The organism is Acidovorax sp. NO-1 (assembly GCF_000238595.1).
GTDB lineage: Bacteria > Pseudomonadota > Gammaproteobacteria > Burkholderiales > Burkholderiaceae_C > Acidovorax.
The window spans coordinates 62,684-82,567 of sequence record NZ_AGTS01000100.1 but is presented as its reverse complement, the minus strand read 5'-3'; the positions used below and the strand labels follow the sequence as shown (position 1 = coordinate 82,567).

Sequence of the window (19,884 nt, the reverse complement as noted above, 5' to 3'; positions counted from 1 at the left end):
GGGGCGTGCGCCCTGGGACTGCTGGCTGGGGGGGGCGGGCAGGCCGCTTATTTCAGGTCGTCGGCGATCACGCGCACGATGCGTTCCGCGTTGGCCGAGGATTCGGGTGCGCCAGCCTCATTGAGGACGGACACCGTGCTCGACTCGCCCTCGCTGCGCAACACGATGCGGTACTTCAGCGGGGGTGTGGAACTGGTCGTGTTGAACAATTTTCCGAAGAACCCTGGATCCTTCTTGTCGGCATTCGGCGCCACATAGCGGACGAAGTACGTGCCTTCGTTGCGGTTGCGGTCTTCCACCGTGAAACCGGTGCGGTCGAGCGCCAGGCCCAATCGGCGCCAGGCGCGGTCAAAGCCCTCGTCGAGCTGTACCACGGGTACGTTGTTGACGGTGGCCATGCGGGCCCCCTGAGCGCGCGATGCGGGCACAGCCACAACGGCCTTGGACTGTTCCTGGCTCACGCCCAGCTTGACCATCAGGCGGCGCAGGAATTCGGTCTCGAGTTCGACATCGGCGGGGCGGGGCTGCCAGACGGTGGTGTCCTGCACCTTGGTGGTGTAGACCTCCACCATGCCGCGGTGGGAAATGTAGATCTCGGTGCCGCCATTGGCGTTGCGCTCCAGGCGAGTGCGGAACTTGTCGCGTTCACCGGTGGAGTACACGGAATCGAGCAGCTTGCCCAGGGTGGCGCGGATGATGTCCTGCGGCAGCTTGGCACGGTTTTCGGCCCAATCGGTTTCCATGATGCCCACATTGGCATCGGCCTGCTCGAGGTTGAAGCCGTTTTCCTGCCAGAAGTCACGCACAGGCTCCCAGAGCTTGTCGGCGGGGCGGTTGACCACGAGCCAGCGCTGGTTGCCATCGCGCTCGATGCGGACATCGCCCAGCTGCAATGCAGCGGCATTGGCCGTGCCCGAGGGCTGCGCGGCCAGCCCCGCCTGCATGGCAGCCGCCGAAACGGTGCCGCCGGGGATGGCATAGCGCGAATCCCGTGACAACTGGGTGAGGTCTGGAGGCACTTCGAGCGTGGCGCCCTTGGCGGCGCTCTTGTAGTCGATCTTGTCGCCTTCCAGAAGGCTGGTGGAGCAGGCGGACAGGGCCATGGCAAGGGCCAGCAGGCTCAGGCGGGTGGTAGCAGCTTTCACGCGGAAATCCTTGGAGAGTGTCTCGGGGAGCGGGCGCAGCCCGGATTAGATCAGGCCGCTGGTGCGCAGCGCGGATTCGACCACAGCCTCGTTGCCGCTGGTCAGCGGCGTCATGGGCAGGCGCATGGAGCCGCCACACAAGCCCATGCGGGCCATGGCCCACTTCACGGGAATGGGGTTGGCTTCGACAAACAGGTGCTTGTGCACGGGCATCAACTTGAACTGGATTTCCATGGCGCGCCGCGCATCGCCTGCAAGGGCCGCCACACACAGTTCGTGCATCAGGCGGGGCGCCACGTTGGCCGTGACGCTGATGTTGCCGTGGCCGCCGCAGAGCATGAGGGCTACGGCCGTAGGGTCGTCGCCCGAATACACCGCGAAGTTCTTCGGCAGATCGCGAATGAGCCATTGCGCGCGCTCGATATTGCCCGTGGCTTCCTTGATGCCGATGACGCCAGGCACCTGGGCCAGGCGCAGCACGGTGTCGTGCTGCATGTCCGCCACCGAGCGGCCGGGCACGTTGTACAGCACGATGGGCAGGTCACCCGTCGCTTCGGCAATGGCCTTGAAATGCTGGTACTGGCCCTCTTGCGTGGGCTTGTTGTAGTAGGGCACCACCTGCAGCTGGCTGTCGGCCCCCACACCGCGGGCGAACTTGGCCAGCTCGATCGCTTCGGCGGTGGAGTTGGCGCCGCAGCCGGCCATGATGGGCACGCGCTTGGCGGCTTGCTCCACAGCCACGCGGATGATTTCGCAGTGTTCCTCGACATTGACCGTGGGCGACTCGCCCGTGGTGCCCACCACGCCGATGCAGTCGGTGCCTTCGGCGATGTGCCAGTCGATGAGTTTGCGCAGTGCCGGGTAGTCCACGCTACCGTCCTCGTGCATGGGAGTGACGAGGGCGACGATGCTGCCGGTAAGGGGGACGGAGGAAGAGGTCATGTCCGCAGGGGTAAACGGTAAAAGAGCATTCTAACTAGCCGACACGGGCAAAAGATGTCGTGAGGGTGCGCCGGAGGGCGGGAGTTCCCGCACCGCCGTGATGCGTTGCACAAATCGGGCGGGTTCGGGCAAAAAGCCGTCTTCGTAGGCCACCACCCGCAAACCCTCGCAAGCCCTGATCAGTTCACCGGGTTGCAGCAGAAACTCGGGCCGCGCGGGGCGCCCCACGGTTTCATTGCCGTGCGCGAAGGTTTCATAGATAAGCACACCACCGGGCGCCACGCTGCCTGCAATCACCGGTAGCAAGGGGCGCCACAGGTAGTTGGTCACCACCACGGCGCCAAACACGCGCCCGGCAAACGGCCAGGGGCCCGACTCGATGTCAGCGCAGACCATTTCGCCCAGACCCGCACAGGCGGCAAGGGCTTCTTCAGAGCGGTCCACACCCGCCACGCGCAGGCCCCGGGCGTGCAGATATCGCACATGGCGGCCCGCGCCACAGGCCACATCCAGGGCCGTGGTGCTGCCGGGGATCAGGTGAGCCCAACGTTGCACCCATTCGGAAGGGGCTTCGGTACCGTGCATTTTGCTATGTTAATGATAGCTTTAGGCGCTTTTTGGATAAGCGCTGGAGGCCAAAAAGACTAAAAATTCAGCGGCTTAGAAGCATGCCCAGACCTGGTCGGCAACCATCACCATGAAGTCTGGCACCGTGTACATGCCAAACACCGCAAGGCAGGCCAGCACCGCCACGGCCCAGCCAAGCCAGCGCAGCGCGGGCTTTGCCGACGTGGACCATGGGGAAGATGGTGGGTTCATGGTGGTCTTGGGATGCTGTGTGCAGCGATGTCAGGCCGGTTGCGGCGCATGGCGCTGGATGGGGCTTTCCTTGACGGGCAGGTTCACCAGGCCCGCAAACACTCCGAGCCCGATGGCGATGTACCAGACGATATCGTAGCTGCCGGTGGCGTCATACAGATAGCCTCCCAGCCACACGCCCAGGAAGCTCCCGATCTGGTGGCTGAAAAACACAAAACCGCCCAGCATGGACAAATGCTGCACGCCGAAAATCTGCGCCACGGTGGCGTTGGTGGGCGGAATGGTGGACAACCACAGCGTGCCCATCACCGCCGAGAACACATACACCGACAGCGGCGACAGCGGCACCAGCAAGAACACGCTGATGGCGACGGCCCGCGCAAAGTAGATAAAAGCCAGGATGAACCGCTTGGGCATGCGCTGGCCCAGCGTGCCCGCCACATACGTGCCCAGCACGTTGAACAGCCCGATCAGAGCCAGTGCATAGCTGGCCACCTGGGGCGACAGGCCATGGTCCTTGAGGTAGCTGGGCATGTGCACGCCGATGAAAACCACCTGAAACCCGCACACAAAATAGCCCGCCATGAGCAGGTTGAAACTGGGGTAGCGGAAGGCCTCGCCCAGCGCCTGCAGGATGGTTTGCTCACGTTTGACGGGCGCTGAGCCCTGGAACCCCGGCTCGCGCAGGCCAAAGGCCAGCGGCACAATGAGCAGCACCATGAGCGACAGTGCCAGCAGCGCCTGTTGCCAGCCCAGGCCTGCAATCAGCCAACCTTCTACCGGGACCATGAGAAACTGGCCAAAGGACCCTGCCGCAGCCGCCACACCCATGGCCCACGACCGGCGTTCCGGCGCAATCTGCCGCCCCAGCACCCCGTAGATCACCGCATAGGTGGTGCCCGCCTGCGCAGCGCCGATGAGTACGCCCGCCGTGAGCGCAAACAGCGTGGGCGTGGGTGACAGGGCCATCCCTGCCAGGCCCAGGCCGTACAGCACGGCCCCGCCGATCAGTACGCGGAAGGCGCCGAACCGGTCGGCCACCATGCCCGCAAAAATGCCGATCAGGCCCCAGGACAGGTTCTGGATGGCGATGGCCAGCGCAAACGACTGGCGCGTCCAGCCCATCTCCTGGGTGATCGGCAGCAGCCACAGGCCGAACCCATGGCGGATGCCCATCGACAGCGTCACGATGGCCGCACCGCAGGCCAGCACCTGGAACATGGACAGTTTCGGAGGATTGATATGCATACGCAGGAATGTAGCCAGATTGTGTGAAACGTGCTGATACACCGGGGACCAATACAGTCGGCAACAGGGGCAGGGGTTAACTGGTTTTATATCCAGCTATTGATGCGTTGCCGCACTACAATCCGCCGCTATGTCTGCCAAACCGTCTTCTGCCTCTGCCAGCGAATATTCCGAAGGCTCGATCCGCGTGCTCAAGGGCCTGGAGCCCGTCAAGCAACGCCCGGGCATGTACACGCGCACCGACAACCCGTTGCACATCATCCAGGAAGTGCTGGACAACGCGGCCGATGAAGCACTCGCCGGTTATGGAAAAAAAATCCGGGTCACGCTGCATGCCGATGGCTCGGTCAGCGTGGAAGACGACGGCCGGGGCATCCCCTTTGGCATGCACCCCGAGGAAAACGCCCCGGTGATCGAACTGGTGTTCACCCGCCTGCACGCGGGCGGCAAGTTCGACAAGGGCAAGGGCGGCGCCTACAGCTTTTCGGGCGGCCTGCACGGTGTGGGCGTGAGTGTGACCAACGCTTTGGCCACCCGGCTCGAAGCGACGAGCTACCGCGAAGGCAAGGCGGCGCGCCTGGTGTTCTCGGCTGGCGACGTGATCGAGCCCCTGGTGGCTCGCCCGCTGGAGGCGGGTGAGCGCAAGCAGGGCACCTCGGTGCGCGTGTGGCCCGACGCCAAGTATTTCGAGTCGAGCGCGCTGCCCATGGGCGAACTCACCCACCTGCTGCGCAGCAAAGCCGTGCTCATGCCGGGCGTGACCGTGCAACTGGTGAACGAGAAAACCCGCGACACGCAAACCTGGCAGTACAAGGGCGGCCTGCGCGATTACCTCATGCAGACGCTCAACGGCGACCCGGTGATCCCGCTGTTTGAAGGCGAGGGTTTTGCCGACCGCAACAACGAAAGTTTTGCCGAAGGCGAGGGCGCATCGTGGTGCGTGGCCTTCACGGAAGACGGCCAGCCCGTGCGCGAGAGCTACGTCAACCTGATTCCCACCAGCGCGGGCGGCACCCATGAAAGTGGCCTGCGCGATGGCCTGTTCAATGCCGTCAAGAGCTTCATCGAACTGCACAGCCTGCTGCCCAAGGGTGTGAAGCTGCTGCCTGAGGACGTGTTTGCGCGCGCCAGCTATGTGCTCTCAGCCAAGGTGCTCGACCCGCAGTTCCAGGGCCAGATCAAGGAACGCTTGAACTCGCGCGACGCGGTACGGCTGGTGAGCGGCTTTGTGCGCCCGTCACTCGAACTGTGGCTGAACCAGCACGTCGACTACGGTAAAAAGCTCGCCGAGCTGGCCATCAAGGCCGCGCAAACCCGCCAGAAGGCCGGTCAGAAGGTCGAAAAGCGCAAGGGCTCGGGCGTGGCAGTGCTGCCGGGCAAGCTCACCGATTGCGAAAGCAGGGACATCGCCCACAACGAGGTCTTCCTGGTCGAGGGCGACTCGGCCGGTGGTAGCGCCAAGATGGGCCGCGACAAGGAAAGCCAGGCCATCCTGCCGCTGCGGGGCAAGGTGCTCAACACCTGGGAGGTCGAGCGCGACCGCCTGTTTGCCAACAACGAAATCCACGACATTTCGGTAGCGATTGGCGTGGACCCGCACGGCCCCAACGACACGCCGGATTTGAGCGGCCTGCGCTACGGCAAGGTCTGCATCCTGAGTGATGCCGACGTGGACGGCTCGCACATCCAGGTGCTGCTGCTGACGCTGTTCTTCCGCCACTTTCCCAAGCTTATCGAGGCCGGTCACATCTACGTGGCGCGCCCGCCGCTGTTCCGTGTGGATGTGCCCGCGCGCGGCAAGAAGCCCGCCGCCAAGATGTATGCACTGGACGACGGCGAGCTGACCGCCATCCTGGACAAGGCCGAAAAGGACGGCGTGCCACGCGAGAAGTGCCAGATCAGTCGCTTCAAGGGCCTGGGCGAGATGAACGCCGAGCAGCTGTGGGAAACCACGCTCAACCCCGACACCCGCCGCCTGCTGCCCGTGCAGCTGGGCGACATGGACTTTGCCGCCACAGAGGGGCTCATCACCAAGCTCATGGGCAAGGGCGAAGCCGCCGCCCGCCGTGAGCTGATGGAGCTGCATGGCGACGCGGTCGAGATAGATATCTGACCGCATCGACGCGCTCCGCCCGGTGTTTGTGATCAAAATATGAATAAAAACAGTGCCCTGCGCTTGTCTGTATTGGGTTTGTTGCTATGTTTTATGCAGCATTCGGCCCATGCAGACCTGTGGGCGCATGTGGACGAGCGCGGCGTGACGCACTTTGCGGCCGAGCAGCTGGATTCCCGCTACCAGCTGTTTTTTCGCGGCACCGACTTTGACTCCACCCGCGATGCTCCAGAGCAAGCGCCCGCCATGCCCTACGCGTTGCCTGCCAATGGTGCGCGCTTGCTGGCATTTTTTGACATCGCACCAGACTACAAGCGCGTAAAGCACCACCTGCGCGCAGCCTCTGGCCAACACGGCGTGGACTACGAGCTGCTGCAGGCCGTGATCGCCACCGAATCTGGCTTTGACGCCGCTGCGGTGTCGCCCAAGGGTGCCGTCGGCCTGATGCAGGTAATGCCGAGCACGGCCAGCCGGTTTGGTGTGCGGGCCGATGCCAAGCGCACCGTGGAGCAAAAGCTGGCTGACCCGGCGGTGAACGTGCCTACCGGCACGCGCTACCTGCGCTACCTGCTGGACCTGTTTCCCGGTCGCATCGACCTGGCGCTTGCCGCCTACAACGCGGGTGAAGGCGCCGTGCAGCGCGCGGGCAACCAGATACCCGCATACAAAGAAACGCAGAACTACGTGCGCACCGTGATGGGTCTGTACACCCAGCTCAAGCCGCCAGCGCCCGTGCTGGCCCAGCGCGCAGCGCCCGGCCGCGTTCGCATGGAGCTTTCGGGCGGCGCGCAGAACCGGGGCAACCTGCCGCCCACCCGCGTGGCGCAGACACCAAACGGCCCACAGAACGTGAATCAAGCAGAACCTGTATCCAACGAATGAGCGACCAACCCACTCTCGATTTCACCACCGCAGGCGACGACGGGGGCGACTCCCTGGGCCTGGCGGGCTACGCCCAGCGCGCCTACCTTGAATACGCGCTTTCGGTCGTCAAGGGCCGTGCGCTGCCCGATGTGTGCGACGGCCTCAAGCCCGTGCAGCGGCGCATTCTGTATTCGATGGACCGCATGGGCCTGGGCTACAGCGGCCCCACGCGCAATACGGCCGCCAAGCCGGTCAAGAGCGCCCGCGTGGTGGGCGATGTGCTGGGCCGCTTCCATCCCCACGGCGACCAGTCGGCCTACGACGCGCTGGTGCGCATGGCGCAGGACTTTGCCCAGCGCTACCCACTGATCGACGGCCAGGGCAACTTCGGCAGCCGTGATGGCGACGGCGCTGCCGCCATGCGCTACACCGAAGCGCGCCTGTCGCGCATCACCAGCCTGCTCCTGGATGAGATCGACGAGGGCACGGTTGATTTCATGCCCAACTACGACGGCTCCACCACCGAGCCGCGCCAGCTGCCTGCGCGCCTGCCGTTTGCGCTGCTCAACGGAGCCAGTGGCATTGCGGTGGGCCTGGCCACCGAAATCCCCAGCCACAACCTGCGCGAGATTGCCGACGCCTGCATTGCGCTCATCAAGACGCCTTCGCTCAGCGCCGAGGATCTGCTGGCCATCGTGCCCGGGCCGGACTACCCCGGCGGCGGACAGATCATCAGCACCCCTGGGGACATTGCCGACGCCTACCGCACGGGCCGCGGCAGCCTCAAGGTGCGCGCACGCTGGAAGATCGAGGACCTTGCGCGTGGCCAATGGCAGCTGGTCGTCAACGAACTGCCGCCCGGCGTGAGCACGCAGCGCGTGCTCGAAGAGATTGAAGAAATCACCAACCCCAAGGTGAAGGCGGGCAAAAAGGCACTGAGCCAGGACCAGACGCAACTGAAGGCCAGCATGCTGGCGGTGCTTGACGTGGTGCGTGACGAGTCGAGCAAAGATGCCCCCGTGCGCCTGGTGTTCGAGCCCAAGACGGGCAAGACCCCGCAGCAGGAGCTGATTACCGCGCTGCTGGCGCACACCAGCCTGGAGACCTCGGCGCCCATCAACCTCACCATGGTGGGTCTGGACGGCAAGCCCGTGCAGAAGTCGCTGCGCCAGATGCTGGAGGAGTGGATCGCCTTCCGCCAGACCACCATCACCCGCCGCAGCCAGCACCGGCTGGACAAGGTGCTGGACCGCATCCACATCCTGGAAGGGCGGCAGACCGTGCTGCTTAACATCGACGAGGTGATCGCCATCATCCGTCAGGCCGACGAGCCCAAGGCGGCGCTGATTGCGCGTTTTAACCTCAGCGACCGGCAGGCCGAAGACATTCTAGAAATCCGCCTGCGCCAGCTCGCGCGGCTCGAAGCCATCAAGATCGAGCAGGAACTGAAAGAACTGCGCGAAAGCCAGGGCAAGCTCGAAGACATTTTGAACAACCCTGGCTCGCTGCGCCGCACCATGGTCAAGGAGATCGAGGCCGACGCCAAGACCTTTGCCGACGCGCGCCGCACGCTGATCCAGGCCGAGAAGAAGGCCGTGGCCGAGGTGAAGGTGGTGGACGAGCCCGTCACGGTGATCGTCTCGCAAAAAGGCTGGGTGCGCGCCCGCACGGGCCATGGCCACGAGGCCGCCAGCTTCGCCTTCAAGGCAGGGGACGGGCTGTACGGCACGTTTGAATGCCGCACGGTGGATACCCTGCTGGCCTTTGGCAGCAACGGCCGCGTGTACTCGGTGGCGGTGTCGCTGTTGCCCGGCGCGCGTGGTGACGGCCAGCCGGTGACCACGCTGATCGAACTGGAATCGGGCACTCAACTGCTGCACTACTTTGCGGGTCCTGCCAACGCCACGCTGCTGTTGTCCAACTCGGGCGGCTATGGCTTTTTGGCGGCGGTGGAGAACATGGTCTCGCGCCAGAAGGGCGGCAAGGCCTTCCTCACGCTGGGCGAGGGCGAAACCGTGTGCGTGCCTTCGCATGCCGCAGGCAGTACAGGCAGCAAGCCGGTGCTACCTGCCACGCACGTGGCCTGCGCCTCCACGGGCGGGCGCATCCTCACGTTCGAGATCACCGAGCTCAAAACCATGGCCAACGGCGGCCGGGGGCTGATGCTGATCGACCTGGAAGACAAGGACACGCTGGCCGGCGCTGCGGCCTACACGCGCAGCATTCGCCTCGATGGCATCGGCCGGGGCGGCAAGCAGCGCGATGAGACGCTGGAGATCCGCAGCCTGAACAATGCCCGCGCCGCGCGAGGCCGCAAGGGCAAGGCCGCGGACCTGGGCTTCAAGCCCAACGCGGTGACGCGGGTGGAATAAGTCCGCTGCCGAGGCCCATCGCCGCAGCGCAACGGGCTGCTGCGGCGCACTGCCTTTTTGCAGTGATGCACGGACGTGCAGGTAGCGTGCAAGGGTGGGTGCTGCAGAGCCCGCCATGCTGGGGATCACCCTCGTGCGGTGCACGGCGATTTGTGCAATTGTGAAAAAACGCGCAACATTTGCATACAAGCACAACATCGCAGGAGGCCTTCATGCTTAACCAACTCCGGATTGCCCACAAGCTGTGGGCGGCGGTGATTCTGATCGTGGTCATGCTGGTGGCTGTGGTGGGTTTTGCGGCGTACCGCTCTGCCAAGGTCCAGGTCCAGGCCGACGCTGTCGCCAAGGAAATGGAATCGCGCGTGCAGGCCGCATTGCGCTGGTCAGGGCTCACGGAGACGAATGCGGCGCGCACCCAGGCGCTCATTGTCAGCAGTGACCCGGCCGTGGAGGCGGAATTCAAGGACGTGATTGCCGCCACGTCGGCCCAGATCAGCGAGGTGCAGAAGTCGCTGGAATCCATGGCACTCTCCGACGCCGACAAGGCGCAGATGGCCAGGATCGCGGCGGCACGCAAGACCATGATCGACCTGCGCGGCGAAGCGCGCAAGCTCAAGAGCGACGGCCAGCAGGACCAGGCGGTGACGCTGATCAACCAGAAGTACAACCCTTCGGTGGTGGCCTACATCACCACCCTGCGCGATTTCGTGCAGCAGCAGCAAAAGAACGCCGAAGACACCCAGAAAGCCATGGCGGCCGAGCGCATGCTGACCGTCAAGATTGCTGCAGTGGCGGTGGGCCTGCTGCTGCTGGCGATCATTGTGGGAGCCCATTACCTGATTGGCAGCATCCAGCGTCCCCTGGAGCAGGCCAGCGGGCTGGCCGAGCGCATTGCGGGAGGTGATCTGAGCATGCAGGAGACCGTGACGCGCGGCGATGAGTTCGGTGACCTTCTGAGGTCGCTTTACGCCATGAGCAATGCCCTCGGCCGCATGGTGCACCAGGTACGCCAGAGCACCGACAGCATTGCCATCGCCAGCGCCGAGATTGCCACGGGCAACCACGATCTGTCGGCCCGCACCGAGCAGACGTCCAGCAACCTGCAGGAGACGGCGGCTGCGATGGAGGAGTTCACCAGCACCATCCAGCAGAGCGCGGGCAGCGCCCAGCAGGCCAGCAGCCTGGCGGCGGGCGCCACGGGGGTGGCGCGCCGGGGCGGCGAGGTGGTGACCCAGGTGGTGGCCACCATGGAGGACATCAACCACAGCAGCAAGAAGATTGCGGACATCATCGGTGTGATCGACGGCATTGCGTTCCAGACGAACATCCTGGCCTTGAACGCGGCGGTGGAAGCCGCGCGCGCCGGTGAGCAGGGCCGGGGATTTGCCGTGGTGGCCAGCGAGGTGCGCAGCCTGGCCCAGCGCAGTGCAGACGCCGCCAAGGAGATCAAGCAGCTCATCAGCGCGTCGGTGGAAAAGGTGGAGACCGGCTCGCGCCTGGTCACTGACGCGGGCACCACCATGACGGATATCGTGCAGTCGGTACAGCGCGTGACGGACATGATCGGCGAGATCACGGCGGCATCGTCCGAGCAGAGCGCGGGGGTCTCCCAGGTCAACAAGGCCATCAGCAACCTCGACCAGATGACCCAGCAGAACGCCGCATTGGTAGAAGAAAGCGCGGCTGCGGCCCAGAGCCTGCGCGAGCAGGCCGACCACCTGGCACGCGAAGTTTCGATGTTCAAGGTGAACGCTGCGAGCTATGGCCCCGCGCAGGCCGCCATGGGTGCGGCGCGCGCCACGGCGGCCCTGCGCCCCAACATGCCCACTGCGGACACCGCCCGTAGCGCGCAGGGTGCGGCAAAGAGCAGCCCCGCAGCTCCCGCATCTCCCACAGCGACGCCCCGTGTGGCTGGGGCGAGTGCTGCTCCATCCGGCAAACCCGCTGCACTGCCCGCCCAAGCCAGCCGCAAGGCTGCAGCCACCGCTGCGTCGGAGGACGACTGGGAGTCTTTCTGACCCTGCAGGCCCGCCGCCAGCCGTAAAAAAACCCATGGCATTTCTGCCATGGGTTTTTGCCTGGTGGGCAGGATGGCGGTCAGGCCAGTTCTGCGATCAGCTCGATTTCAACGCAGGCGCCCATCGGAATCTGTGCCACACCGAAGGCGCTGCGGGCGTGCACGCCTTTCTCGCCAAAAACCTGGCCGAGGAGTTCGCTGGCGCCGTTGGTCACCAGGTGCTGCTCGGTGAAGTCGCCCGTGGAGTTCACCAGGCTCATGACCTTGACGATGCGCTTGACGCGGTTCAGATCTCCACCGCAGGCCGCCTGCAGTGTGCCCATCAGGTCGATGGCCACCGCGCGCGCCGCCTGCTTGCCTTCCTCGGTGCCGATGTCGCGGCCAAACTGCGCCGCCCAGGGCTTGCCATCCTTGCGGGCGATGTGGCCGGAGAGGAACACCAGGTTGCCCGTCTGCACGTAGGGCACATAGGCCGCCGCAGGCACCGACACGGGGGGCAGTGTGATGTTGAGTTCTTTCAGCTTGTCGTAAACGCTCATGGTCTTCCTTGGTGTGACGTGAGAGATGCGGGAGTGCAGCCGTTGGCGGGGCTGGGCCGGGCCCGACGGGCCAACACTGCGCGGGTGGCCGGAAGTGTTACACAGCCCGGTTCGCAGAATCCAGCCCGGCGGCTGCTGGCGCCGCATTAGCATCACCCCATGCCCACCATAAGCACGCCTAATGCCGCCGTCCCTGATTCGGGGTGCATGGGCCGGGGCGTGGTCGGCGGGCACGCTGCGGGGCACACCGCCGCCGCGGCCTGGCGGGTGCCGGCGTGCCTGATGGGCCTGGTGCTGGGGGCGGCCCTCCAGCTGCAGCAGCCCTGGCTGTGGGCAGGTGCGGTGTATGGCATGTGTCTGGTGGGGGCCTGTCTGCTGGGCTGGGGTGTGCGGTGGGCCAGCACCCGCCTGCGATGGCGACCCGCGGCGACCACGGCGCTCACCCTGGGTGCGGCCGCCCTCGCCATGTTCGCGGTGTGCGGCCTGCGCGCGGTGGCGTTTGCCGAGCAGGGGCTCGCACCTGCGCTGGAGGGGCGGGACATCCGGGTGACCGGCGTGGTCGCGACCATGCCGCAGAGCAATGAGGCCGGCTCCCGCATCCGCATCAACGTCGAGTCCGCACACCTCTACGGCACACCGGTGCAGCTGCCCCCACGCATCGAGGTGGCGTGGTATGGGGGTGCCTTTCGCGATGCTGCGGGGGTGGTGGACCTGCAACGCCCAGCGCCGGCACTGATTGCGGGGGAGCGCTGGGCGATGACAGTGCGCCTCAAGGCCCCGCACGGGCTGCGAAACCCGCACGGTTTTGACGCTGAACTCTGGATGTGGGAGCAGGGCGTGCAGGCCACGGGCTACGTGCGAGCGGGGCCGCGGGATGAACCGCCCGCGTGGATGGCGGCAACCTGGCGGCACCCTGTGGAAAGGGCCCGCCAGGCCGTGCGCGATGCGATCCGCGAGCGCCTGGTGCACGGTGCGGAGGATGCGGACCCTGCGCGCACGCGCCTGGCGGGCGTGGTGGCAGCGCTGGTGACCGGCGATCAGCGGGCCATCGACCGTGCCGACTGGGATGTGTTTCGTGCCACGGGCGTGGCGCACCTGATGAGCATTTCGGGCTTGCATATCACCCTGTTTGCCTGGTTGGCAGCGCTGGTGGTGCGAGCGTTGTGGCGGCGCTCCACGCGGTTGTGCCTGGCAGTGCCCGCGCCGTCCGCAGCGCTGGCCGCTGGTGTGGTGCTGGCCACTGCCTACGCGCTGTTCAGTGGTTGGGGTGTGCCTGCACAGCGCACGGTGATCATGCTGGCCACCGTGGCACTGCTGCAGCTCAGCGGAAACCGGTGGCCCTGGCCGCAGGTGTGGCTTTTGGCGTGTGCTGCCGTGGTGGTGGCAGACCCGTGGGCGCTGGGCCAGGCGGGGTTCTGGCTGAGCTTTGTGGCGGTGGGGATGTTGTTTGCTACAAATTCAGTAGCTGCTGGCGCTTATCAGTCAAGCGCTGGAAGGCATTTTTATGCCTTATTTCGGGAGCAGTGGGTCGTCACGCTCGCACTCACGCCGCTGTCGTTGTTGTTGTTTGGGCAGGTGTCTCTTGTAGGGTTTGGGGCGAACCTGGTGGCGATTCCGTGGGTGACGCTGGTCGTCACGCCGCTGGCGTTGGGCGGGGTGTTGTGGCCGCCGTTGTGGAGCCTGGCCGCACTCAGCCTGCAGCCTCTTGCCGCCATGCTGCAATGGCTTGCGCAGTGGCCGTGGGCCGTGGTGTTCCTGCCTGCGGCGCCGCTCTGGGCCGGGTTGCTGGCGGTAGCCGGGGGCGGCTTGCTGGCAATGCGCCTGCCCAGGGGGCTTCGGGTGGCTGCACTGATGCTGCTGTGGCCCGCCCTGGGGTGGTATCCGGTGCGGCCCGTGCCCGGGCAGTTTGAAGTGCTGGCCGCCGACATCGGCCAAGGCAACGCCGTGTTGGTGCGCACGGCCAGCCACACCCTGCTCTACGACGCGGGGCCGCGTTTCAGCCGCGAGAGCGATGCGGGCCACCGCGTGCTGGTGCCGCTGCTGCGCTCGCTGGGCGAGCGGGTGGACATCCTCATGCTCAGCCACCGCGATGCGGATCACACGGGAGGGGCTGCAGCGGTGCTTGCACAGCAGCCACAGGCCCAGTTGGTGGGCTCGCTCGACGCAGAGAATGCCCTGCATGCCGTGCGGCCTGTCCGCCCGTGTCTTGCGGGCCAGCGCTGGGAGTGGGACGGCGTCGTTTTTGAAGTGCTGCACCCCCGGCCTGGTGACGAAGGTATCCGTGCCCTGCGCCCCAACGCACTGAGCTGCGTGCTGCGCATCGTGGCGCCAGGAGGCAACGCCCCTGCCGCGATGCTCGCGGGCGACATCGAAACCCTGCAAGAGCATGCCCTGCTGGAGCGCGGAGCGAACCTGAAGGCAGATCTTCTGCTCGTGCCGCACCACGGCAGCAAAACATCGTCTTCGCCGGGATTTCTGGATGCCGTCCAGCCACGCACGGCTTTGGTGCAGGCGGGCTACCGCAACCGCTTTGGTCACCCCGCCGAAGACGTGATGCAACGCTATCGCGTGCGCGGCATTGAGGTAGTGGAATCCGCACGCTGCGGCGCCGCCACGTGGGCGTCTTCATCCCCCGCGGTGGTAGCGTGTGAGCGCGACACGGGCCGGCGCTACTGGCAGCACCGGGTAGTGCCCACGGTGGATTGACCCGGCCGGCGCGGCCGCGCAGCCACCGGCGTTTCCGTTCGCCGGGCGTACAACTTGCTATCCTGAGGGCAGGAGGCCGGTTCATGCAGAAATTCGATGAGATGTACGCCATGCTGCCTTTTGATGGCAGCGATGTGCGCGACCACTACAAGCGCTATGCGCAGTGGCTGGGCAAACAGCCCCAGGACGCGATGCAGGCCCGCAGGGCCGAGGCCGAGATGATCTTCCGCCGGGTGGGCATCACCTTCGCCGTTTACGGCGCAAAGGACGAGGGCGGCGCAGGCAACGAGCGCCTGATACCGTTTGACCTGATCCCGCGCATCATTCCCGCCCACGAGTGGAGCAGCATGCAGCAGGGGCTGGTGCAACGCGTGACGGCGCTCAACCGGTTCATCCACGACGTCTACCACGGTCAGGACATCATCCGGGCGGGTATCGTTCCCGCCGACCTGATCCTGCACAACGCCCAATACCGGCCCGAGATGGCCGGGCTGCAGGTGCCTCAGAACATCTATGCGCACATTGCCGGCATCGACATCGTGCGCGCACCCAATGCGCAGGGCGAAGGCGACTACTACGTGCTGGAGGACAACCTGCGCGTGCCCAGCGGCGTGAGCTACATGCTCGAAAACCGCAAGATGATGATGCGGCTCTTCCCGGAGCTGTTCAGCCTGCACAAGGTCGCGCCGGTAGCGCACTACCCCGACATGCTGCTCGAAACCCTGCGCGCCAGCGCGCCCGCAGCGGCCGACGAGCCCACGGTGGTGGTGCTCACGCCCGGCATGCACAACAGTGCCTACTTCGAACACGCCTTCCTGGCCCAGCAGATGGGCGTGGAGCTGGTGGAGGGGCAGGACCTGGTGGTCAAGGACAAGTTCGTTTACATGCGCACCACGCGGGGCCTGCAGCGGGTGGACGTAATCTACCGCCGCGTGGACGACGACTTCCTCGACCCGCAGGTGTTTCGCCGCAATTCCACGCTGGGGTGCCATGGCCTCATGGAGGCCTACCGCGCCGGCAACGTGGGCATCTGCAACGCCGTGGGCACCGGCGTGGCCGACGACAAGTCGGTGTACCCCTACGTGCCCGAGATGATCCGGTTCTACCTGGGGCAGGAGCCCATCCTCAAGAACGTGCCTACCTGGATGTGCCGCAAGCAGGACGACCTGCAGCATGTGCTGGCCCATCTGAAAGATCTGGTCGTGAAGGAAGTGCACGGCGCGGGTGGCTACGGCATGCTGATCGGCCCGGCCGCCACGCAGGCCGAGATCGAGGACTTCCGCCGCGCGCTGCTGGCCAACCCGGCGGGTTACATCGCCCAGCCCACGCTCAGCCTGTCCAGCTGCCCCACCTTTGTGGAAAGCGGCATCGCCCCGCGCCACATCGACCTGCGGCCTTTCGTGCTCAGTGGTCGTGAAGTGCAGATGGTGGCCGGTGGCCTCACGCGCGTGGCGCTGCAGGAAGGATCGCTGGTGGTCAACTCGTCACAGGGCGGGGGCACCAAGGACACCTGGGTGCTGGGCGAGCACGCGGCGGGGCCATCGGTTCAGTCGCAGTCGCAGACGATGGATGGCATGACGCAAACGCAAGGGAGATTTTGAGATGCTGAGCCGTACCGCCGACCATCTGTTCTGGATGTCTCGATACACCGAAAGGGCAGAAAACGCCGCCGAAGGCGGTGTTTCGACACAACATCGCTTGCGTGCGCAGCACGTGCGGTGTTCTCTGCCCGCATCGTCGATCAAGGAGGCCGTATGCTGAGCCGTACCGCCGACCATCTGTTCTGGATGTCTCGATACACCGAAAGGGCAGAGAACACCGCCCGCATGCTCAACGTGAGCTACGAAACCTCGCTGTTGCCGCAGTCTGCCGTTGTGGCACAGGAGAGCTGGGAGGGGTTGCTGTCCATCAGTGAACTGATTCCTGCCTACACCGCCCGGCACGGCAAGGTCACACCGCAGAACGTGCTGGAGTTCATGGTTCGTGATGGAGACAACCCTTCCTCCATCCTCTCGTGCCTGCGGGCCGCGCGCGAAAACGCGCGGGCAGTGCGGGGCGCGCTCACCACCGAAGTCTGGGAGACGCAGAACCAGACCTGGCTGGAGCTCAACCGGCACCTTCAGGCAGGTGCTTTCGAGCGCGATGCGGGGCAGTTCTTTGAATGGGTGAAATACCGCTCACACCTGTCGCGGGGTGTGGTGTTGGGCACCATGCTGCAAGACGAGGCGTTCCACTTTCTGCGCATGGGCACGTTTCTGGAGCGGGCAGACAACACGGCGCGGTTGCTGGATGTGAAATTCCACGCCGTCGAGAACGACTTTTTCGGACGTGCCAGCGAGCGCCACCAGGAAAATGACTTTTATCACTGGAGCGCCATCCTGCGCAGCGTCTCGGCGTTCGAGGTGTACCGCAAGGTGTATCGCGACGTCATCACCCCCGGCCGCGTGGCAGACCTGCTGATTCTGCGCCGTGACATGCCGCGCTCGCTGCACGCCTGCCTGCGCGAAGTGGTGGACAACCTCGCGGTGCTGGCCAACGAGCAGTCTGCCGAAACGCAGCGCAGGGCCGGGCGCCTGCTGGCCGATCTGCAATACGGCCGCATTGACGAAATACTGGCGACCGGCCTGCATGCGTTTCTCACGCAATTCCTCGACCGTGTGAACGACCTGGGGGGCGGTATCAGCCGCGACTTTCTGGTGGCCGCGGGCGACTGACACCCGAGGCCTGGGCTTCTTGCGCGCGCAGGTGGACGCTGAAGGTCTCAGTCCCGCGCGTTGCGCCGCTGGTCGCGCAGCATGAAGAGGTAGAGGCTTTCGACCTTCTCCCGCGCCCAGGGGGTCTTGCGCAGAAATTTCAGGCTGGATCCCACGCTGGGGTCGATCTGGAAGCAGCGGATGGGGATCTGCCGCCCCAGCTCTTCCCAGCCAAAGTAGTCGGCCAGCGCCACCACCATGGCCTCCAGCGTCACCCCGTGCAGCGGGTTGCGGGGCTGCCGGGTTGGTGTGGTGCCCGGAGCAGAGGGCTGGGCTTCAGTGGCGGATGAACCGGGTGTGGGGGTGGGCTCGGTGGCGTTCATGGGCGCAAGCATAAAGCCGCCGGGCAGCGCAGGGTCAGGCAGACTGGCGCAGATCGGTTTCACGCTGGAAGAGTTCTGCCGCCCAGTCCACAAACGCCCGCACCTTGGCGCTCAGATGCCGGTTGGGGGGGTACACCACGTACACGGGCAAGGGCGGCTGGGTCCATTCGGGCAGCAGTTGCACCAGGGTGCCCTGGTCAAAGTGCCGCTGGGCCTGAAAGGCGGTGATCTGGCCAATGCCAAGGCCTGCGACGAGGGATGTCACATAGGCATTGCTCTCGTTCACGCTCAACTGGTAGGGGCCGGTGATGTCGATCGATTCGTCGCCCTGGCGGAACTCCAGCGGATAGTGTCTGCCGCTTTGCGCAGAAAAGTAGATCACGCTGGTGTGTTTCTCCTCGATCTCGACCGGATGGCTGGGGGTGCCCTTGCGCTGGAGGTAGTCGGGCGAGGCGACCGTGATGAAATCCAGATTGCCAATGCGGCGTGCCACGAGCGATTGGTCGGTCAACTCGCCCCCACGGATCACGCAGTCCACGTTGTCCCCGATCAGATCCACCATGCGGTCACTGACGCCCAGGTCCACCTGGATGTCCGGATAGCGGGCATGAAACTCCGCCAGGTGCGGAATGATGAGCAGCTGTGCCACCGAGGTACCCACATCCACGCGCAGCCGCCCGCGCGGGTTGGCCCGGGCGTTGGTCATGCTGGCCTCGATGTCGTCCAGATCGGTCAGCAGCCGAACCGTGCGGTCGTAGTAGGCCGCGCCATCGGGCGTCACCGTCACTCGGCGTGTGGTGCGGTTGAGCAGCTTCACGCGCAGGCGCTCCTCCAGCGCCTGCACATGTTTCGTCACCGTGGCTTTGGGCAGGCTCAGCGAATCGGCCGCCCGGGTGAACGTGCCGGCCTCCACCACCCGCACGAATATGCGCATGGCCTGTATCTGGTCCATGGCTTCTCCTTGAATCTGGAACTCGGAAGAATTCTCACACGCCAGGCGCGCGATGATTGTTGGCTGTTTGGAAACACTGCGGCGGTGTTTTGCCGGTTTATCTGCTGGCCAGGAGCCACTACATTTCATCCATCGTCAACCGACGCTCCACCTACTTGATGGGTATCTGCCATGCAGCCCGACCGGCCATCGTCGTCATCTTCGCCATCGCAGCCCGCGGCAGCGTCTGCCAGGGCGTCCGGGGCGGCTTCTTCTGTCTGCACCGATTCCACCATTGAGGTGGCCCAGGGGCAGGACGTGGCGGTGCGCATGTACGGTCGCAAGAAGACCGGCCAGGCGTCCCCGGTGGTGGTGCACTTTCATGGTGGTGCCTTCACGTCGGGCAACCTGGACATCGGCTGCACGGTGGCCTCGATGCTGGAGGGTGCGGGGGCCGTGGTGGTGTCGGTGGCGTATCCGCTCACGCCCTTTCCGCAGCCGGTGGACACGGGCTACGGTGTGCTCAAGTGGGTGCACAAGCACCGCACCAGGCTCGGCGGGCAGGGCGCCGCGGTTTACCTGGCGGGCGAGGAGGCCGGCGGCAACCTGGCAGCGGCCGTGGCACTGATGGCGCGCGACCAGTCGCACCCCCCGCTGGCCGGGCAGATTCTGCTGTCGCCCATGCTGGACCCCTGCGTGGGCACCGCCTCGGTGCGCGAGGCCACGGGCGACGCCACCGGGTGCAAGTGGACAGAGGGTTGGCGCAACTTTCTGCGTTGCCCGCGCGATGCCGAGCACCCCTATGCCGTGCCCGCCGGTGCGCAGCGCCTGGCGGGGCTGCCCCCCACGCTGATCCTGGTGGGCGACACCGACCCCATGCACGACGAGGCGCTGGCCTACGCGGCCCGGCTGGAGGCTGCGGGCCTGCCGGTCACCCGCCATGTGTTCGCCAAGAACCCACAGTGGCCCGATGCCTTGCTGCAGACCGGCCCGCACGAATGCCAGTCTGCGGCGGGTGCGCAGGAGCAGTTCCGGCATTTTTTTGCAGCCACGCAAAGTCCGGTGTCGTCCTGACGGCCGCTGCAGCCCAAACGGGCAGGGGCGAGATAAGC

At 65.5% G+C, this 19,884-nt stretch carries 17 protein-coding genes; 9 read left to right on the top strand and 8 right to left on the bottom strand.

What is annotated here, in order from left to right:
- Positions 1–47: 47 nt before the first annotated feature.
- The 5 genes from bamC to KYG_RS16180 all read right to left on the bottom strand — a co-directional run bounded on the left by bamC (position 48) and on the right by KYG_RS16180 (position 4,154).
- Complete coding sequence (gene bamC / locus KYG_RS16195) at positions 48–1,145, bottom strand: outer membrane protein assembly factor BamC (protein ID WP_008906011.1); 1,098 nt, start codon at positions 1,143–1,145, stop codon at positions 48–50.
- A 45-nt stretch (positions 1,146–1,190) separates the two neighbouring features.
- A complete protein-coding gene (gene dapA, locus KYG_RS16190) occupies positions 1,191–2,087 on the bottom strand; it encodes a 4-hydroxy-tetrahydrodipicolinate synthase (RefSeq protein ID WP_008906010.1) in 897 nt (298 codons plus the stop codon).
- Between the two features lie 30 nt (positions 2,088–2,117).
- A complete protein-coding gene (locus tag KYG_RS16185) occupies positions 2,118–2,672 on the bottom strand; it encodes a bifunctional 2-polyprenyl-6-hydroxyphenol methylase/3-demethylubiquinol 3-O-methyltransferase UbiG (protein WP_008906009.1) in 555 nt (184 codons plus the stop codon).
- Between the two features lie 75 nt (positions 2,673–2,747).
- Positions 2,748–2,906 (bottom strand): hypothetical protein, encoded by a 159-nt coding sequence (locus tag KYG_RS24860; RefSeq protein WP_008906008.1) that lies wholly within the window; start codon positions 2,904–2,906, stop codon positions 2,748–2,750.
- 30 nt (positions 2,907–2,936) lie between these two features.
- Entirely contained in the window at positions 2,937–4,154 is a 1,218-nt protein-coding gene (locus tag KYG_RS16180; protein WP_008906007.1) for an MFS transporter, read from the bottom strand.
- 130 nt (positions 4,155–4,284) lie between these two features.
- Here KYG_RS16180 and KYG_RS16175 point away from each other — a divergent pair, with 130 nt between their 5' ends.
- From KYG_RS16175 to KYG_RS16160, 4 genes are all read left to right on the top strand, one after another.
- The gene (locus KYG_RS16175; RefSeq protein WP_008906006.1) at positions 4,285–6,267 is read left to right on the top strand and encodes a DNA topoisomerase IV subunit B; all 1,983 of its coding nucleotides are present in this window, start codon (positions 4,285–4,287) and stop codon (positions 6,265–6,267) included.
- 93 nt (positions 6,268–6,360) lie between these two features.
- Positions 6,361–7,149 carry a lytic transglycosylase domain-containing protein gene (locus KYG_RS16170; RefSeq protein WP_008906005.1) on the top strand — a complete coding sequence of 263 codons (789 nt, stop codon included), beginning with the start codon at positions 6,361–6,363 and terminating at the stop codon, positions 7,147–7,149.
- On the top strand, positions 7,146–9,503 hold the full coding sequence (parC, locus tag KYG_RS16165; RefSeq protein ID WP_008906004.1) for a DNA topoisomerase IV subunit A: 2,358 nt from the start codon (positions 7,146–7,148) through the stop codon (positions 9,501–9,503). The genes KYG_RS16170 and parC overlap by 4 nt, the downstream gene beginning before the upstream one ends.
- Before the next feature lie 212 nt (positions 9,504–9,715).
- Complete coding sequence (locus KYG_RS16160) at positions 9,716–11,521, top strand: methyl-accepting chemotaxis protein (protein WP_008906003.1); 1,806 nt, start codon at positions 9,716–9,718, stop codon at positions 11,519–11,521.
- A 79-nt stretch (positions 11,522–11,600) separates the two neighbouring features.
- Here KYG_RS16160 and KYG_RS16155 read toward each other — a convergent pair whose 3' ends face one another.
- Entirely contained in the window at positions 11,601–12,059 is a 459-nt protein-coding gene (locus tag KYG_RS16155; protein ID WP_008906002.1) for a RidA family protein, read from the bottom strand.
- 207 nt (positions 12,060–12,266) lie between these two features.
- Between KYG_RS16155 and KYG_RS16150 the strand changes: the two genes are divergently transcribed.
- The 4 genes from KYG_RS16150 (at position 12,267) to KYG_RS16140 (ending at position 17,479) form a co-directional block, all read left to right on the top strand.
- Positions 12,267–14,765: a DNA internalization-related competence protein ComEC/Rec2 gene (locus KYG_RS16150; protein WP_008906001.1), complete on the top strand. Its 2,499-nt coding sequence runs from the start codon at positions 12,267–12,269 to the stop codon at positions 14,763–14,765.
- 83 nt (positions 14,766–14,848) lie between these two features.
- Positions 14,849–16,366 carry a circularly permuted type 2 ATP-grasp protein gene (locus KYG_RS16145; RefSeq protein WP_008906000.1) on the top strand — a complete coding sequence of 506 codons (1,518 nt, stop codon included), beginning with the start codon at positions 14,849–14,851 and terminating at the stop codon, positions 16,364–16,366.
- Position 16,367: 1 nt separating this feature from the next.
- Complete coding sequence (locus KYG_RS23935; protein ID WP_008905999.1) at positions 16,368–16,526, top strand: alpha-E domain-containing protein; 159 nt, start codon at positions 16,368–16,370, stop codon at positions 16,524–16,526.
- A complete protein-coding gene (locus tag KYG_RS16140; RefSeq protein ID WP_008905998.1) occupies positions 16,520–17,479 on the top strand; it encodes an alpha-E domain-containing protein in 960 nt (319 codons plus the stop codon). The genes KYG_RS23935 and KYG_RS16140 overlap by 7 nt, the downstream gene beginning before the upstream one ends.
- A gap of 47 nt (positions 17,480–17,526) precedes the next feature.
- Here the strand turns inward: KYG_RS16140 and KYG_RS16135 are convergent, their stop codons facing one another.
- Both KYG_RS16135 and KYG_RS16130 read right to left on the bottom strand, forming a co-directional pair.
- On the bottom strand, positions 17,527–17,841 hold the full coding sequence (locus tag KYG_RS16135; protein ID WP_034694991.1) for a VF530 family DNA-binding protein: 315 nt from the start codon (positions 17,839–17,841) through the stop codon (positions 17,527–17,529).
- Positions 17,842–17,875: 34 nt separating this feature from the next.
- Entirely contained in the window at positions 17,876–18,793 is a 918-nt protein-coding gene (locus tag KYG_RS16130) for a LysR family transcriptional regulator (protein WP_008905996.1), read from the bottom strand.
- Between the two features lie 171 nt (positions 18,794–18,964).
- Here KYG_RS16130 and KYG_RS16125 point away from each other — a divergent pair, with 171 nt between their 5' ends.
- A complete protein-coding gene (locus tag KYG_RS16125; RefSeq protein WP_034694989.1) occupies positions 18,965–19,846 on the top strand; it encodes an alpha/beta hydrolase in 882 nt (293 codons plus the stop codon).
- Positions 19,847–19,884: the final 38 nt, after the last annotated feature.